We start from the raw sequence: 16,428 nt of genomic DNA, 5'->3' as shown, positions 1-16,428 counted from the left end.
CGCTGTTCGGCCGGAGGGGCTTTTATTATTTAATTTTTTGCATACTTTTGGAAATTGCCCGGTGTGCGCCCGGTTATTTGCTTGAATTGCCTGCAGAAGTGCTCCACATTCTGATATCCGCACCGGGAGGCCACTTCAGCGATACTCTGCGCATTGTGAATTAAATATTCTTTTGCCATACGGATCCGGCTGTTGATGACGTCATCCATACATGAAATTCCAAATGTCTTTTTGTAAATGTTCTGGAGATAGCCCGGACTGATGCGCAGAAAATCAGCCATTCTGGACACAGTCCAATAATCGCCGGGATTACTCTGGATAGCGGTCCGCAGCTTCAGTAAGTTGTAGTGTTGCGGTGTGATTTTATCCTGGAAGTACGACTCCCAGAGCTTATTAAACAGTGTCCGCAGCAGGTGATCGGTGGAAGATTCTTTGCAGTCCAGGTTGAAACTGCGTTCAACGACAAGCAGCTCTATCAGCTTCTCGCAGTATTGCGGGTCACTAAGAGCAAAAGGAATGCCGAACGGCAGCGGAGATTCTGTAATATAAGCCTCATCGGATTCAAAGCGGATCCAGTCATTGACGAAATGACCGGTGCAGGACCGGTAATAGACTTTCTGCTGCGGGCGGTAGAGGACTGCACTGTGGGCAGGGTATTCCTTGAGTCCGCCGTTTACCCAGAATTGCGCCGGTGTCTTGGTGATAACAAGGAGCCAGTGATGGCCCGCCGGAACATCAATAGCAAAATTGCCAGTGTGCGCGGTATTGCACTCAACAAAGTGAATATGGGCCATCTTATTTCCTCCTGACCAGTCATGGTGTCATTCTTGCGATCATTAAGAATAAATACGATAGTTTCCGCTGAGAGCCAGCAGACTGAAAAAATACAGGCAGTTGTCGTAATACCGGCGGGCTCCGGTGCGCAGCGGTGTATCCCAGAACAGCTTGACGAAATGTCCGGCATCAGGTCCGTCGGCAGCGAGCGAAGCCATGGCCAGTGTTGCCAGAAGGCCGACCGGATGAAGAGACGGCTCTTCAAAAGGCTGGCCGTCTATCGTGTAGCGGCGGTAATCGGCAACTTCAATGTCCCGGAAGAAGGCCTGAATCCGGTTGGATTGCTCCACCTGCCAAGGGTCGCTGCGGAACCATTCATAATCCAGCCCGATATTAGCCGCTACCCGGTAAGCATCGCTGAAGAAATGGCGGAAGTCCCCATGCGGCTGCGGTTCAGCCGGGGTTCCGTCATAGTTGGCATATTCGGGAGACAGGCCGGTTTCCGGGTGACAGGCTTTGTGCAGATAAGCTCTGCTTCTGTCAGCAGCTTCTTTCCAGAAAGCCCTGTCCTGTTCATCCGCCTGCAGGGCAAATAATTCATAGAAATGCGGCAGATGATAGGAAGGATCGCTAAAAGGACTTTCAGGAACGAATTTAATCAGCCTGGTCGCCGGATCCCACATCGGATCGCCTTCACCATCTTCCCCTTTGTGGACGCAAGCTCTGAGAATGATCCGTGCCTGCTCGGAATAATTGAATGGTTCGGCACTGTCTCCCCAGCGGTTAGAGGCAAAGAACAGGGCCATGGCAAAAAACTCTTCCCCGTCCGGAGCCGGACCCGGCGACAGCTGTGTTCCGTCCAGTGTGCAATGCCAGGCGAAATAATCCTTGTAACGGCCCTCCTTGTGCTGCATATGCACCTTGGCGAATTTCCAGAGCCGGTCAAATTCCTCTTTTTTGTTCATTTGAACAGCCATCATCATTCCATAGGACATGCCTTCAGTCCGCACATCCGTATTGCCGGTATCGACGATGTATCCCTTATCTTCACCCATCGGATGGTAGATCCGGACATCGGGAGCACCATAAAACAGTTCGTTCCAGGTATCCTCAAGTCTTTTTTGGATAACCTCCTCCGGTACTCCCGATTCTCTGAACAAGCTTCTATATTCTCCGGTATAAAAGGAACCCTCTTGGACTATTTTCATAACCGCCCTCCAATAGATCTGTATTTGCCACAAAGTATAACATGGACGGAGGTGAAGAAATTAAAGCGTTTTCTTTAAAAAGTATAGGATATGTACGTCTCCCGGAATCCCTGCGAAGGACATCGGATGACAGCTGCACGAATATGACAATAGATCAATTCTGAGTGCTGATCTGTCATGGACTTCATGAAAAACGTCTGACTATAATCATTATGAACCGGGCCAGGCCCCATCTCAGGCAGAAAAATACCACCCTATATTTAACACTTGGAGGAGATAAAATGAGAATTCAGTTCAATCAAGCAACCGGAAAGGTTCCTCCTAATGGTAATCCGCTGGTTGCACACAGATACGGGGCTGATCCTTATGCCCTTGTGTTCGGTGACCGGGTCTATCTCTACATGACCAATGACGCGCTGGAATACGATGAGAATGGTACGGTAAAAGAAAATACTTACAGCAGTATCAATAAGATAGCGGTTATTTCCTCAAGTGATCTGGTCAACTGGACTGACCACGGTGAGATCAAGGTGGCAGGACCGCACGGCGAAGCCAAGTGGGCAACCCAGTCCTGGGCGCCTGCAGCGGTGCATAAAGTTATCGGCGGCAAGGATAAATTCTTTTTGTATTTCGCCAATAATGCCAGCGGTATAGGCGTTCTGTCGAGTGACAGTCCCGTGGGACCATGGATTGATCCTATCGGCGAAGCCCTCATCCTGCGTTCGACTCCGGGAGTTGAGGAGGTAACCTGGCTATTTGATCCGGCGGTTCTGGTAGATGATGACGGCAATGGTTACATTTATTTCGGAGGCGGGGTGCCGGAAGGAGAATATGCGGAGCCCGGCACGGCACGGATGATGAGGCTGGGAGAGGACATGATCAGCGTTACAGGCTCAGCAGAGGTTATACCTGCCCCGTTCATGTTCGAAGATGCCGGCATACATAAACACGGTGGCGTCTATTATTTTACTTACTGTTCAAATTTCTATGACGGTGAACGTCCGGAAGGCAGTCCTCCTGCAGGAGAGATTGCGTATATGACAAGCAGCCATCCGATGGGGCCCTGGTCATATCAAGGGACGATACTGAAGAATCCGGGACATTTTTTCGGAGTGTCAGGCAATAACCACCATGCGATTTTCCAATTTCATGATGTGTGGTATATCGCCTATCATGCACAGACCTTGTCCAAGGCACAGGGAATTGCCAACGGCTACCGTTCTACGCATCTCAACCGGCTGTTTCATAACGGGGATGGTTCCATCCGTGATGTTGAAGCTGATTATAAAGGCGTAGAGCAGATTCGATGCCTGAATCCGTACGAACGTGTCCAGGCTGTCACCATAGGGTGGAGTGCCGGAATACAGACAGAAGGTAAGGCAGATACAACAGAACGGCGGGTAACCGGTATAGGCAATGGCGACTGGATCGGATTGTCCGGTGTTGATTTTGGGAAAAAGGGTGCAGCAGCATTCATTGCCGTTGTCGTAAGCCTGGAGGGCGGTTCTATAGAGCTTCATCTGGATGATCCGGCGGGGCCATTGATTGGTGAGCTGTCCGTTCCTGCTGCTAACGGGCCGGAGATAGAGGGTGAGTGGAGGACAGAGGTCAGCGGAGCAGAGGGCATCCATGATCTCTACCTGGTATTTGCGGGTCCAAATGAGGCTGAACTGTTCGGGCTTGTATCCTGGCAATTTACCGAGTAGATCTGCATCTTAAGGAGGGTAAATTAGTGGACACCGCTACTATATCGAATCCAGTCCTGTGGGCTGATGTACCGGATGTTGACGTTATCCGGGTTGGACCTTTTTTCTATATGGTCAGTACCAGTATGCACTCCATGCCGGGTTGTCCGATTATGAAATCGGTTAATCTCAGAGATTGGGAGATTGTAAATTACGTATATGATACCTTCGAGGATAACGATGCCCACCGGCTGCTGGATGGTAAGGGTATCTACGGCAAGGGATCCTGGGCAGCTTCGCTTAAATACAAAGACGGGTTGTTCTACGTCTGTTTCTCATCCAATGATATGGATCAGTTCTATATTTACCGCACGGATGATATTGAACGAGGCACCTGGGAACGTTCAGTCATACCGGGGCTGCACCACGATCCCGCCCTGCTGCTAGATGACGATGGCCGCAATTATGTGATCTATGGTAATGGTGATATCCGCATCAAGGAGCTGACGGGAGATCTTACGGCTGTGGAGCCGGGCGGAGCCGATCAGCTGCTGCTTGAGGGCGAACGGACAGATATGGGGCTGCGGATCGAAGGCTGTCATGCCTACAAGCTAAACGGTTACTATTATTTATTCTTTATAGAATGGCCAACAACCGGTAATAAACGAAGACGTCAGGTCTGCTACCGTTCACGTGAACTTCTGGGCCCTTACGAGCACAGAATCATTCTGGACGATGATCTGGGCTACCATAATAACGGTGTGGCGCAGGGCGGAATCGTCGATACTCCGGATAACGACTGGTATGCAGTGTTGTTCCAGGATCATGATGCTGTCGGGCGGATTCCCTGTGTGCTTCCTGTGCGCTGGGATAAGGATTGGCCGGTCATCGGGGATGATGGCACGGCACCTCAACGCTTTGAGACGAGGCTTCCTGCCGCAGAAGCAAAGCCGCTTGTCATCAGTGATGAATTTGACTATGGCACGAATAAGCTGGCCTTGAATTGGCAGTGGAACCATAATCCCGACAACGCGTTATGGTCTGTTACCGAGCGGCCGGGCTATCTGCGCCTGCGCACCGGCCAGCCGGCAGACAGCATCCTGACGGCGCGCAATACATTGACGCAACGGACGGAGGGACCGGCTTGCCGCGCGGAAACGGTGGTAGAGATTTCGGGCATGCAGCCCGGTGACCGGGCAGGTATGGCAGCCCTGCAAAATCAATTCGGCACCGTAAGGATTGCAGCCGGAGAGCACGGGCAGTTCACTGTCGACATGTGTGTTAACGGCGGCGACGGCCGCGAAGAGCGGGTGGAACGTGTGAGCTTCACGGGTGAACGAATTTTTCTCAGGATTGATTTCAATTTCAGGAATAGCCTGGATGAAGCAGCCTTCTTCTATTCGGAGGATGGGATAGCGTGGAACCCGATCGGCCGGACACTGCATATGAAGTACACACTGGATCATTTTATGGGCTATAGAATCGGACTGTTTCATTATGCGACCCGTCAGGCCGGCGGTTATGCAGATTTCGATTATTTCCATTATATCAGGCAGCAGTAGTTGTTCAGAGCTTGCCATGTACAACTAAATTACAGATAAAAGCATCAAATGTCCATATGAAAGCAACGCCAGGTTATAGTTCTAATGCACCCGGATATGATTAAATACACTAAGATTCTATACTTGAACTAAAGAAAGGAAGCGCATTTCAAATGAACATACAACAGCTCGGCCTTAAGCCCCCTTTAGGATGGAACTCCTGGAACACCTTTACCTGGGACATTAATGAGCAGCTAATCCGGGAGGCCGCTGATACCTTTGTTGCTGAGGGATACAAGGCTGCCGGCTATGAGTACATTGTGATTGATGACTGCTGGAGCCTGAAGGAAAGAGACGCAGAGGGCAATTTAGTCGCCGATCCCGAGAAATTCCCGAGTGGAATGGAGGCGCTTGCAGATTATATCCATTCCAAAGGGCTCAAATTCGGAATGTATTCCTGTGTAGGCACCCACACCTGCGCGGGATATCCCGGCAGCTTCGAGCATGAATTTCAGGATGCGGCATTGCTGGCAGCGTGGGGTGTGGATTTCCTGAAGTATGACTACTGCTTCAAGCCAAGACATATTTCAGGGGAGCTGCTGTACAAACGCATGAGCCTGGCGCTTAAAAACTGCGGCAGAGATATACTGTTCTCGGCATGCAACTGGGGCGAGGATAATGTCTATCACTGGATCCGGGAATCAGGGGCGCATATGTACCGGTCTACAGAGGATATTCAGGACAGCTGGGAATCGATCAAGAAGCTTACATTGTCCCAGCTGGATAAAGCGAGCACTACAGGCTCGTATTGTCATAATGACCTGGATATGCTGGTGGTCGGCATGTATGGCGGCAGCAACAGCAGCTTTATCGGAAATCAGATCGGCGGCTGCAGCGATGCAGAATACAAGACCCATTTTTCGCTATGGTGCATGATGGGGTCTCCGCTGATGATCGGCAGCGATATCCGTTCAGCCAATCAGGTAACCAAGGATATCCTTCTGAACAGGGAGCTGCTCGCCATCAACCAGGATGCGGAGGGGCGCGGGGCCTACCGTATCAAACCGGAGCCGCAGTGGTTCCATACAGATGATGTATTTATGCTGGTAAAAGTACTGGCAGACGGAGACCTCGCGATCGGCTTCTTCAATCTGAGTGACGGGCAAAGGGAAATTTCCCTGCAATTCTGGGATGTCGGGCTCCCGTATGCGTCAGGGAAATCGTTGTCGTTATACGACTGTTGGGAACACAAAGAAATCGGCGTATTCAAAGAAAGATTTGCTCCGGTAGTTGCAGCCCATGACTGTCTGATTGTACGGGCTAAACTGGTGTGAGGGCAGCATGAATATAAACCGGATATGCCGGACTTGCGGGGTTCCGCTAATGACGGATGATGTGGCCATTTATCTGAAGCTTGTTACACGCAATGCCAAGGACTTCCTGTGTATAGACTGTCTTGGCGAGCAGCTGAAATGCGGACGCGACCCTATTGAGCAGCTGATCAGGTATTTCCGGGAATCCGGAAAATGTGTGCTGTTTCGCTAAAGGGCCCGGTGAACTGATCTATATTCCGATGGAGTGTATGCGGTTGCTTTTTTGAATACCTTGGAGAAATATAACGGGTCCTGATAACCAACGGAATATGCTAATGACTTGACGGATAATTCGGAATAAATTAACAGCTCACAGGCACGCTGAATCCGGAAGGCCGTCAGGTAGGCGGATACGGACAGGCCGTTAACTTCCTTAAACAGCCGGAACAGATAGCTGCGCTCAATCTTCACGTAATCGACTACATCAAGAACGGATAAAGAAGATTTCCAATAGTTGCTTTCAATGTATTCCTTTGCTGACAATGCGTAATCTTTTTTGAGCAAAGCCTGGGCACTCGGATAGTATTCCATGTAATAGGACAAAAGAAGCTGCAGTCCTGCATCCGCACGCTCCCGTTCAAACGGCTCTGTTCCGGCTGTTTTAAACAGTTGAAATAATGCCTCGAAATCCTGCGGGGAAGCCTCCGCCACCGGATGGTCCGGGGCAATGCTGATCATCGACAGCAGACGGGAGGCTTCCGGCCCGCTAAACTCAATCCAGTAATACTCCCACGGGTCCTGGTGATCAGGATAATAATACACTTCCATGTGCGGGAAAATGATAAAGCTCTCGCCGGCTTTTAATGGATATGTAGCCTGACCTGTCTTTAAATAGCCTTTGCCGCTGACAATATAATGCAGGGCATATACATCGCGGACACCAGGTCCCCATTTATGTAAATTTGCCGGTTTATATCCGTTCCCCTTGCTGATTGAACCCTCAGTGAAGCTGTAATACATAGTCTTCATAGTCAGCACCTGCATCCTATCAAGTTATCCGTTCGATTTATCCATAATTGTACTATGCCAAAAGAAGCTGCGCAAAGATGCGCAGCTTCTTGCTTTTTTACAAGTTGCTATATTACATATCCAGTTCAGTAAACGCATAAGGGAGCAATTCTCTAAGCTTCAGTTCCAATATATCCTGTTTGTTGTTGGTTAGGTAAACCGGCATTTCAGGCGAACAGAATTCAGCCATGACCTGTCTGCAGATACTGCAGGGCGGCAGGAAATCCTCCGTATCACCGGCTATAGCGATAGCCTTAAAATCACCTTTGGAGTAGCCGTTAGTAATAGCCGTGAAAAAAGCGGTCCGCTCAGCACAATTTGTCGCGCCAAAGGATACATTTTCTACGTTAACCCCGTTAATCACAGTTCCGTCCTCCAGCAGTAGTGCTGCACCGACCGGAAATTTGGAATAGGGGATGTAAGCCGCCTTTTTAACCTTGCGTGCGCTTTCCATCAGTTGCTCTTTATCCATTCAAACCACCCTTTTCAATAAGAATGAACCTGTAAAGCCAGATCCCCTTATCGCCAGCAAACAGCTGGCAGGACTTCTAATATTATAGTCAGGCTGGTTATTTGTCAATGTGCACCTGGTTGCAGAGGCATCAGGGTGTTTGGGCGTGAGGGCAGACGGGCGACACCTAACCCAATCTAAGAGAGTATTCGACATCTATTTCCGGGATACTTGTCTGCAAAGAGAGTTTATTTTCGTTTGTTTAACTTCAAAAAAGTTCATTTATCTAATATAATGTTCAATATAGTTCATTTATGTTTTTTTAATAAACCAAACAGGTCTGGAGTGCTGAACAGTGATTAGAAAAGCGAGCATTATGCGTGTTTACCCGGATTGCTATGAGGAATACAAGCGCCGCCATGATGAGCTGTGGCCGGAGATGGCTGAAGAGCTGAGAAACCACGGCTCACACAACTATTCTATTTTTCTTGACGAAGAAACCGGCAATCTGTTTGCCTACGTGGAGATCGAGGACGAAGCCAAGTGGGATCAGATGTCCCAGACCGAGATCTGCCGGAAATGGTGGGTCTACATGGAGCCGCTGATGGAGACCAATCCGGATAACAGCCCGGTGTCCAAGAGCCTGAAGGAAGTATTCTACCTGGAATAGCTGGTGGTTTGAAATGCCCTTTGACGAGAGTCAGGGGCATTTTTGTTTTATGCCTTCAGTTATATTAGAAGACCTTGTCAGGTAATAAGTCTTAGTGTTAAACGGTCAGCTGAAACAATTCGGCTGGCTTATTTACGTTGAGTGGGGAGCGGTACGGCGGTGCTATGGCAGGCGGAGGGGGAAAAAGTGGGTTGTGTGGAATGAGAGGCAAAAATGCCTTTGATTCCGGCGCATAGTGCGGAATGTGCGAAATGAAAGGCAAAAATGCTCTTGATTCCTTCGCAGGCGCTCGTTACTCCCTTCGCAGGCGCTCGTTACTCCCTTCGCAGGCGCTCGTTACTCCCAGCCTAGTGGAAACAATCCATTAAGTCCGCCACATGTAGCCCGCATGAACGTTACGCCGTTCTAATGAGACCGGAAAAAGGGGAAGCTATAACAAAAAATCGCTTGTTCTATCTAAAATATAGTACAGTATAACTTTGCTGCAAACTTGAACGGTCTCGATAAATTTCAACCTTCCTCACTTTTTCTCTACTGCCGCCGGGGGACTGCTCTGATAATATGAGGTCAGAAAGAACGAACACCACTTAGCTAAACAAACCAAACATACCGATCTTTGAGGGGGATTCAACATGAACAAAGGTTTACTCTCAGGCAGAAACGCATTTTTGGCCGGGGCACTTGCAGCAACAGCTGTACTCAGCGCATGCGGCAACAATAACAGCGGCAATCAGGCGGCATCCGAAGGAAATAATGCACCGGCAGCAGGCGGGGAGCAGGTAACGCTGCGCGTCTTCTCCAACCTGCCGGACCGTAAATCGGGCCAGGGGTTAGCAGAGCAGATGGTCATCGACAATTACACCAAAGAGAATCCGAATGTCAAAATCGAGCTGGAAACACTGGCCGAGGAGCCGTTCAAAAACAAGCTGAAAGCCTACATGGCCTCCAATGAGCCGATCGATGTTACGATGGTGCACGGCGGCGCCGAGCTGAACACACTGGTACAAGCCGGTTATGTAAAGGAGCTCGATCCTGCCGAGTATGAAGGAGAAGCCTTCAGCTTCCTGCCGGGCGTATACACCTCCTTCACGTTCAACGATAAGCTGTACGGCCTCCCGCGCAACAGTGACTATGAAGTAATCTACTACAACAAACGGCTGTTTGAAGAAAATAACATCAAAGTACCGACCACTTACGCTGAGCTGATTGAAGCAGGCAAGCAGTTCCGGGAAAAGGGCATTGAGCCGATGTCGATCAACGGTAAGGATCTGTGGAGCTTCGGCGCATTCTTCCAGGATCTCGTGATCCGTGTCGGCGGAGACCAGAACCTGATGCTGGATGCCGTTGCCAAGAAGAAGGATTTCACCACAGACGAAACCTTTAAAAAAGCGGCTGAGCTGCTGGGCGAGGCCAGAGACAGCGGACTGTTCCAGGCATCGTACATGACCTCCGACTACGGTGCATCCCAGAACCTGTTCACCCAGGAGCGGGCAGCCATGTGGTACATGGGCTCATGGGAAGCAGGGATGGCGACTAATGAAAATCTTCCGCAGACCTTCCGCGATAATGTAGCGGTGCTCAAGTTCCCGGTAGTAGACGGCGGCAAAGGCAAGAACACGGACCTGCTGGCGTGGAACGGCGGCGGCTACTCCCTGGTGAACAGCTCCAAGCATCCGGAGGAAGCCAAGAAATTCTTTGATTATCTGATGAGCGCGAATCAGTGGGCCAAAACCGTATGGGATATCGGTGCTGCGGTTCCGGCTCAGACCTATCAGCTGAACGGTAATGAAAGCAGCCTCCAGAAGGAGCTGACTGAAGTGCTCACCGGCGCGACTACTACTGCGGGCTCGCTGGGTCTTGACTACGGAACACCGAAATTCAAGGATGATTCCCAGAATGCCTTCGGCAAATTCTTTGCCGGCGGCTCCACGGCGGAGCAGCTGCTGAGCGATCTGCAGGCTGCGGCGGCTTCCCAGTAAGACGGCCCCTTTTACAACTATAAAGATAACGGTACGAACAAGGGCAGGGAACATAAGTGAACACCCTGCCCTTTGTCCGTCCGGAGGATGGAGGAAACGCCCATGCATAAAGTGCTTAACAACAAGCTTGCCATCTTTCTGTTTGTTTTTCCCGGCATTTTACTGTTCGCATTAACCTTTCTGGCTCCGATTGTTCTGAGCGGTTACTACTCATTCCGCGATACGCTTGCACCTGGAACGAATTCGACTTTTATCGGACTGGCTAACTATACGGAGCTGCTGTTTCATGACAGCCGGTTCTGGCTTTCCTTACGCAATGCAGTTCTGCTGGGCCTGGGCTTTATTATCATCCAGCATCCGATTGCCATCTTCTTCGCTGTTATGCTGGACCGGATCGGCGGCAAAGCCGAAAAGTGGTTCCGGACCATTTTCTTCATTCCCAGTGTCATCTCCGTCGTGGTTATTTCAAAAATGTGGCTCTCACTGCTTGATCCGACCTTCGGCGTGCTCAATAAACTGCTCGACTCTGTGGGGCTTGGTGCCCTGAAGCATGCCTGGCTGGGCGACAGCAGCACTGCGCTTGTCTCCATGCTGGTCATTCTGATCTGGGCCGGCTTCGGCTGGGGCCTCTTGTTCTACTATGCGGGAGTCAAGGGTATCCCGGAAGATCTCTATGAAGCGGCATCCCTCGATGGCGCATCCGGCTTCAAACTGCACCTGCGTATCACCGTTCCGCTGCTTATGCCGGTCATTACAGTTCAGATAACACTGGCAATGATCACTGCCTTGAAGCAGATGGAGATGGTATTCCTGACAACCAACGGCGGACCCGGCGACGCTACCCAGTTCCTCGCTGTGTATCTGTATAACAAAGCTTTTTCGGCCAGCCAGTACGGCTATGCCAATGCCATATCCATCCTGTTCATTGCCGTGTGTCTGCTGTTCACTTACCTGAGCAACAAGCTGACCCGCAGCGATGCTACCGAATACTAAGGGGGAAGCACCATGAAGAAAAACACAAAAATCATGCTCTGGCTGTTCTTCCTGATCATCGCCGCTGTTCAGCTGTTCCCGTTCATCTGGCTGGTGAATTTCTCTTTTACAAGCAGCAGTGAGTTCTATTCCTCCAGCATTCTGAAATGGCCGGATGCTCCGCAGTGGCAGAACTATATTAACGCGTGGGTGGACGGCAAGTTTGCCCGGTATTTCTTCAACAGCTTTTTTGTAACGGCGGTTACGATTGTACTGACGGTTGTTCTGTCACTTACGCTGGGCTATGCGTTTACACGGATGCAATGGAAGCTGCGCTCCCTGTTCTTTACCGTGATCCTCCTCGGGATTATGATTCCGATTCATGCGACGCTGCTGCCTAACTTTGCTATTTTTAAATCGCTGGGCTTAACGGATTCCTATCTCGGGCTAATTCTTCCTTATACTGCAGTCTCTGTTCCGCTCGGGACCTTTATGCTGACAGGCTTTCTGCGCTCTATTCCTAAAGCGATGGAAGAATCGGCTGTAATTGACGGCGCGAACATTTACCGGATCGTATTCGGCATTATTGCTCCGCTGACGGCTCCGGCGCTGGTGACGATCGTGGTGACGACCTTCCTGAACTGCTGGAATGAATTTATTATGGCATCCACCTTCCTGAGCAAGGATTCGCTTAAAACGCTGCCGTTCTCGGTCATGAACTTTACCGGTCAATATTCCTCGGATTACGGTTCACAGTTTGCGGTAATGGTGCTGACCTCGGTGCCTGCGATTATTATTTATGCAATCTTCAACGAGCAGATTACCAAAGGGGTTACAGCTGGCGCTGTGAAGGGCTAAGGGATACGTTACTTTTTGACAAAAGGAGAATAAAGCAATGGATAAGCTGCTATACGGTGTCGCCTACTACGATGAATACATGCCTTATGAACGGCTTGCTGAAGATATCCGCATGATGAAAGATGCCGGGATTAATACTGTCCGGATCGCCGAATCCACCTGGAGTACGCATGAGCCGCAAAACGGGGTGTTCGACTTCACATCCGTAGACCGCGTACTTGACGCTATGCACGAGGCTGGCATCCATGTCATAGTCGGAACACCGACCTATGCCATTCCTGCCTGGATGGTCAAGGAGCACCCGGATGTGCTGGCGGTAACCACGGCGGGACGCGGCAAATACGGTGCCCGGCAGATCATGGACATCACACATCCGGTCTACCTGTTCTATGCCGAGCGGATCATCCGCAAGCTGCTGGAGCGGGTGCATAAGCATCCTGCAGTCATCGGTTACCAGACCGATAATGAAACCAAGCATTACGATACGGCAGGCGACAACGTCCAGCTGAAGTTCGTGAAATATATGCGTAACACGTATGAGACACTGGAAAAAATCAACCATCAATTCGGTCTCGACTACTGGAGCAACCGGATCGACAGCTGGGAGGATTTCCCGTCTATTGTCGGTACGATTAACGGCAGTCTGGGTGCTGAGTTTGCCCGCTTCCAGCGCGGCCTGGTGAATGATTTTCTGGCCTGGCAGGTAGCAATTGTCAATGAATACAAGCAGCCGGGGCAGTTTGTGACCCAGAATTTCGACTATGAGTGGAGAGGGCATTCCTTCGGCGTTCAGCCTTCGGTGGATCATTTTGCAGCGGCTGAGCCGTTCGATATTGCCGGTGTGGATATTTATCATCCGTCGCAGTCCGAACTGACCGGGGCCGAGATCGCTTTTGGCGGAGATATTTCACGCTCCGTGAAGCGCAGCAATTATCTGGTGCTGGAGACACAGGCGCAGGCATTTCCGCAGTGGACGCCTTATCCGGGGCAGCTCCGTTTGCTGGCATTCAGCCATATCGGCTCTGGTGCGAACATGGTCGCCTACTGGCATTGGCACTCGATCCACAATTCCTTTGAAACGTATTGGAAGGGGCTGCTCAGCCATGATTTCCTGCCAAATCCGGTGTATAAGGAAGCTTGTACAATCGGTGCGGATTTCAAGCGGCTTAGTCCGCAGCTGACCGGACTCGTGAAAAAGAACAAAATCGCCTTTATGATCAGCAACGAGACGCTGTCGGCGATAGAATGGTTCAAGCTGCCGGACGGCAAGAATTACAATGATGTGGTGCGCTGGCTGTATGATGCGTTCTACCGGATGAATGCGGAATGCGACTTTATCCAGCCTTCCAGCCCTTATCTCCATGAGTATTCCCTGGTGGTTGTACCTGCTCTGTACGCGGTATCGGATGAAGCGCTGCTCGCACTTAATGAGTATGTGCAGGGCGGCGGCCATGTTCTCTATACCTTCAAAAGCGGCTTTACGGACGAGCAGGTCAAGGTGCGCACCGGGCAGCAGCCAGGCATCATCAGCGAAGCCTGCGGAATCGGGTACAGCATGTTCGTTACGCCGGGTGCAGAGACCGGACTTACAGGCGGACTGTTTCCTGAAGGCGGGACCGGTACAGTGAACAGCTGGATGGAGCTGCTGGTTCCGGGGACCGCAGAAGTACTCGCCTCCTATGACCATCCGGAGTGGGGGAATTGTGCGGCCGCTACACGGAACAATTTTGGCGAGGGTACAGCAACTTATGTCGGCTGTATGATGGACGCCGCCGATCTGGCAGTTATCATACGTGATACGCTGCAGACAACCGGATTGTGGGCAGAGCAGCAGGAATATGCTTTCCCGCTGATCGTGAAATCGGCGTTAACACGTGAAGGGACCCCGGTGAGATTCTATTATAATTACTCCGGCAAGCAGGTAGCAGGATTGCGTCCGGTCAGGGGCGGAACAGAGCTGCTCTCAGGCAGCGCGGTGTCTGCAGACGCTGAGCTTCAGCTTGCGCCTTGGGGAGTGCAGATTATTTTGGAGCAGAAATAGCGGATAGAGAGGAGGAGAGAGAAAATTGACTACCATAAAGATTCAAAATCCGGTACTGAAGGGCTTCAATCCCGATCCGTCGATACTCCGCGTCGGTGACGATTATTATATGGCGACATCTACCTTTGAATGGTACCCCGGTGTGCAGATTCATCATTCCAGGGACATGATGAACTGGCAGACACTCAGCTATGCGCTGGACCGGCCGGATCAGCTGGATATGAAGGGGATTGAGGCATCCGGCGGAGTTTGGGCACCGTGCCTGTCCTACGATGAGCAGGAGCAGACCTTTTATCTGATCTACACGATTATGAGAAGCACGAACGGCAACGCGTTTGATCTGGACAATTATGTGGTAACGGCCAAGGACATTCTTGGCCCCTGGTCGGAGCGTATCTATCTCAACAGCTCGGGCTTCGACCCTTCATTGTTCCATGACGATGACGGGCGCAAGTGGCTGGTCAATCTGGAATGGGAGACCCGCAAAGGGTACGAGCATCCGGGCTCCATCGTTATTCAGGAGTACGATCCGGTACGTCAGGAGCTGACCGGCACTGCTCGGAGCATCTTCCGCGGGGCAACGGATATGGGCTGCATGGAGGCTCCGCATATCTACAAGCGTGACGGCTATTATTACATGATGACCGCTGAGGGCGGGACCGGCTTCGGGCACGGTGTCACAATGGCCAGATCACGGGAGTTGTTCGGTCCTTACGAGTCTGATCCGTGCAATCCGATTATTACATCCGCCAAGCTGGTCAATCTGGACCGCCGGAATGTGGATGATTACCTCAAGCCATACCAATACAACCCGGATTCCCTGCTGCAAAAAAGCGGACACGGCTCGCTGGTGGAAACGCAAAACGGGGAGTGGTACATCGCCCATTTGTGCTCCCGGCCTGTGCTGCCGCAAATCCGCAGTATGCTGGGCAGAGAAACGGCCATCCAGGCATGTCAATGGACGGAGGACGGTTGGCTGCGCATGATTGGCGGCGGACAAGCCGCCTTGACCGAAGCTCCGGCTCCCAAGCTGGCTCCTCATCCGTTCGCACCGGAGCCGGCCAGAGAGGACTTTGACAGCGGAGAGTGGAACATTCACCTGAACTCCCTGCGGGTTCCGATTGATGAGGATTGGGCCACCCTGTCTGCTCGGCCGGGATTCTTGCGGCTGCGCGGGCGGCAATCCCTGTTCTCGCTGCATGAGCAAAGTCTCGTGGCGCGGCGGCTGCAGTCTGTTAATGCAACGGTGGAGACCTGTGCCGAGTTTACGCCGGAGAACTATCATCAGTCAGCCGGGCTTACCTTATTCTATGACCAGAACATGTTCTATTATCTGCGGATTTACTATAGTGAGAGCCTTGGAGGGAAGTGTGTTGGCATTCTGTATGCCGACAATGGTGCCAAGGTTGAGCTTACGGAGTCCCGGCTGCCCGCCGCGGACTGGGAGAGAATCTATCTCCGTGCCGAGCTGCGCCAGGGCATGCTGATTTTCCTCGCTTCCCCGGACGGAGAGCAGTGGCAGCAGGTAGGCCCGGAGCTGGACGGCACCAAATGCTCGGATGAATACTCTACCTCCGGACATTTCACCGGCGCCTTCGTCGGCATCAACTGCCAGGATTCCTATCGCAGGCAGATCACAGCCGATTTCGATTATTTCGAGTATCGGGAGCATAAATAATATATCAATGCAGAAGACCAGCCTCATTATCGAGGCTGGTCTTCTTTGTATAGCAAGCCAGACGGCAAGCATGCTTCCTTCACCGCACCATTCACACTTACCTGTACTTGGTACAACTAAACCCGCCTGTTTTTGCTCCGGGTAGCGGTTTAACTGCATTTCGTGCAGCTAAAAGTCAGCATAGGGGCTG

General features: G+C 51.2%; 14 protein-coding genes. 10 read left to right on the top strand and 4 right to left on the bottom strand.

The window, feature by feature from the left end:
- Positions 1-29 precede the first annotated feature (29 nt).
- Together M2108_RS16685 and M2108_RS16680 are read right to left on the bottom strand one after the other, a co-directional pair.
- Positions 30-794: a helix-turn-helix transcriptional regulator gene (locus M2108_RS16685; RefSeq protein ID WP_277470517.1), complete on the bottom strand. Its 765-nt coding sequence runs from the start codon at positions 792-794 to the stop codon at positions 30-32.
- Between the two features lie 42 nt (positions 795-836).
- Entirely contained in the window at positions 837-1,982 is a 1,146-nt protein-coding gene (locus M2108_RS16680) for a family 8 glycosyl hydrolase (protein WP_277470516.1), read from the bottom strand.
- A gap of 281 nt (positions 1,983-2,263) precedes the next feature.
- Here M2108_RS16680 and M2108_RS16675 point away from each other — a divergent pair, with 281 nt between their 5' ends.
- From M2108_RS16675 to M2108_RS16660, 4 genes are all read left to right on the top strand, one after another.
- Entirely contained in the window at positions 2,264-3,688 is a 1,425-nt protein-coding gene (locus M2108_RS16675) for a glycoside hydrolase family 43 protein (RefSeq protein ID WP_277470515.1), read from the top strand.
- Between the two features lie 26 nt (positions 3,689-3,714).
- Positions 3,715-5,229, top strand: coding sequence for a glycoside hydrolase family 43 protein (locus M2108_RS16670; RefSeq protein ID WP_277470514.1), 1,515 nt, complete (start codon positions 3,715-3,717; stop codon positions 5,227-5,229).
- 152 nt (positions 5,230-5,381) lie between these two features.
- Positions 5,382-6,542 (top strand): glycoside hydrolase family 27 protein, encoded by a 1,161-nt coding sequence (locus M2108_RS16665; RefSeq protein ID WP_277470513.1) that lies wholly within the window; start codon positions 5,382-5,384, stop codon positions 6,540-6,542.
- Between the two features lie 49 nt (positions 6,543-6,591).
- Entirely contained in the window at positions 6,592-6,753 is a 162-nt protein-coding gene (locus M2108_RS16660; RefSeq protein ID WP_277470512.1) for a hypothetical protein, read from the top strand.
- On the opposite strand, the gene M2108_RS16655 is transcribed toward M2108_RS16660, so the two are convergent.
- A complete protein-coding gene (locus M2108_RS16655) occupies positions 6,750-7,550 on the bottom strand; it encodes an AraC family transcriptional regulator (protein ID WP_277470511.1) in 801 nt (266 codons plus the stop codon). The genes M2108_RS16660 and M2108_RS16655 overlap by 4 nt on opposite strands.
- 112 nt (positions 7,551-7,662) lie before the next feature.
- Positions 7,663-8,061, bottom strand: a complete 399-nt coding sequence (locus tag M2108_RS16650) for a cytidine deaminase (RefSeq protein ID WP_277470510.1) — start codon at positions 8,059-8,061, stop codon at positions 7,663-7,665.
- A gap of 334 nt (positions 8,062-8,395) precedes the next feature.
- Here M2108_RS16650 and rhaM point away from each other — a divergent pair, with 334 nt between their 5' ends.
- The 6 genes from rhaM (at position 8,396) to M2108_RS16620 (ending at position 16,238) form a co-directional block, all read left to right on the top strand.
- Complete coding sequence (gene rhaM, locus M2108_RS16645) at positions 8,396-8,710, top strand: L-rhamnose mutarotase (RefSeq protein WP_277470509.1); 315 nt, start codon at positions 8,396-8,398, stop codon at positions 8,708-8,710.
- Between the two features lie 632 nt (positions 8,711-9,342).
- The gene (locus tag M2108_RS16640; protein WP_277470508.1) at positions 9,343-10,689 is read left to right on the top strand and encodes an ABC transporter substrate-binding protein; all 1,347 of its coding nucleotides are present in this window, start codon (positions 9,343-9,345) and stop codon (positions 10,687-10,689) included.
- Between the two features lie 102 nt (positions 10,690-10,791).
- Positions 10,792-11,682: a carbohydrate ABC transporter permease gene (locus M2108_RS16635; RefSeq protein ID WP_277470507.1), complete on the top strand. Its 891-nt coding sequence runs from the start codon at positions 10,792-10,794 to the stop codon at positions 11,680-11,682.
- Between the two features lie 12 nt (positions 11,683-11,694).
- Positions 11,695-12,519 (top strand): carbohydrate ABC transporter permease, encoded by an 825-nt coding sequence (locus tag M2108_RS16630; RefSeq protein WP_039872287.1) that lies wholly within the window; start codon positions 11,695-11,697, stop codon positions 12,517-12,519.
- A 37-nt stretch (positions 12,520-12,556) separates the two neighbouring features.
- Positions 12,557-14,560, top strand: coding sequence for a beta-galactosidase (locus tag M2108_RS16625; protein ID WP_277470506.1), 2,004 nt, complete (start codon positions 12,557-12,559; stop codon positions 14,558-14,560).
- A 25-nt stretch (positions 14,561-14,585) separates the two neighbouring features.
- Positions 14,586-16,238: a glycoside hydrolase family 43 protein gene (locus M2108_RS16620; protein WP_277470505.1), complete on the top strand. Its 1,653-nt coding sequence runs from the start codon at positions 14,586-14,588 to the stop codon at positions 16,236-16,238.
- Positions 16,239-16,428 lie beyond the last annotated feature (190 nt).

The sequence above is a fragment of the Paenibacillus sp. PastM-3 genome (assembly GCF_029893965.1).
Lineage (GTDB): Bacteria > Bacillota > Bacilli > Paenibacillales > Paenibacillaceae > Paenibacillus_AQ.
The sequence above is the reverse complement of the archived record's forward strand: the minus strand, read 5'-3'. Positions and strand labels throughout refer to the sequence as shown.

Excerpts from the sequence above, each read along its gene's own strand:
- M2108_RS16625 (WP_277470506.1), top strand. The coding sequence starts at position 12,557 with ATGGATAAGCTGCTATACGGTGTCGCCTACTACGATGAATACATGCCT.
- M2108_RS16650 (WP_277470510.1), bottom strand. The coding sequence starts at position 8,061 with ATGGATAAAGAGCAACTGATGGAAAGCGCACGCAAGGTTAAAAAGGCG.
- M2108_RS16630 (WP_039872287.1), top strand. The coding sequence starts at position 11,695 with ATGAAGAAAAACACAAAAATCATGCTCTGGCTGTTCTTCCTGATCATC.
- M2108_RS16675 (WP_277470515.1), top strand. The coding sequence starts at position 2,264 with ATGAGAATTCAGTTCAATCAAGCAACCGGAAAGGTTCCTCCTAATGGT.
- M2108_RS16655 (WP_277470511.1), bottom strand. The coding sequence starts at position 7,550 with ATGAAGACTATGTATTACAGCTTCACTGAGGGTTCAATCAGCAAGGGG.
- M2108_RS16635 (WP_277470507.1), top strand. The coding sequence starts at position 10,792 with ATGCATAAAGTGCTTAACAACAAGCTTGCCATCTTTCTGTTTGTTTTT.
- M2108_RS16660 (WP_277470512.1), top strand. The coding sequence starts at position 6,592 with ATGACGGATGATGTGGCCATTTATCTGAAGCTTGTTACACGCAATGCC.
- M2108_RS16640 (WP_277470508.1), top strand. The coding sequence starts at position 9,343 with ATGAACAAAGGTTTACTCTCAGGCAGAAACGCATTTTTGGCCGGGGCA.
- M2108_RS16665 (WP_277470513.1), top strand. The coding sequence starts at position 5,382 with ATGAACATACAACAGCTCGGCCTTAAGCCCCCTTTAGGATGGAACTCC.
- M2108_RS16680 (WP_277470516.1), bottom strand. The coding sequence starts at position 1,982 with ATGAAAATAGTCCAAGAGGGTTCCTTTTATACCGGAGAATATAGAAGC.
- M2108_RS16685 (WP_277470517.1), bottom strand. The coding sequence starts at position 794 with ATGGCCCATATTCACTTTGTTGAGTGCAATACCGCGCACACTGGCAAT.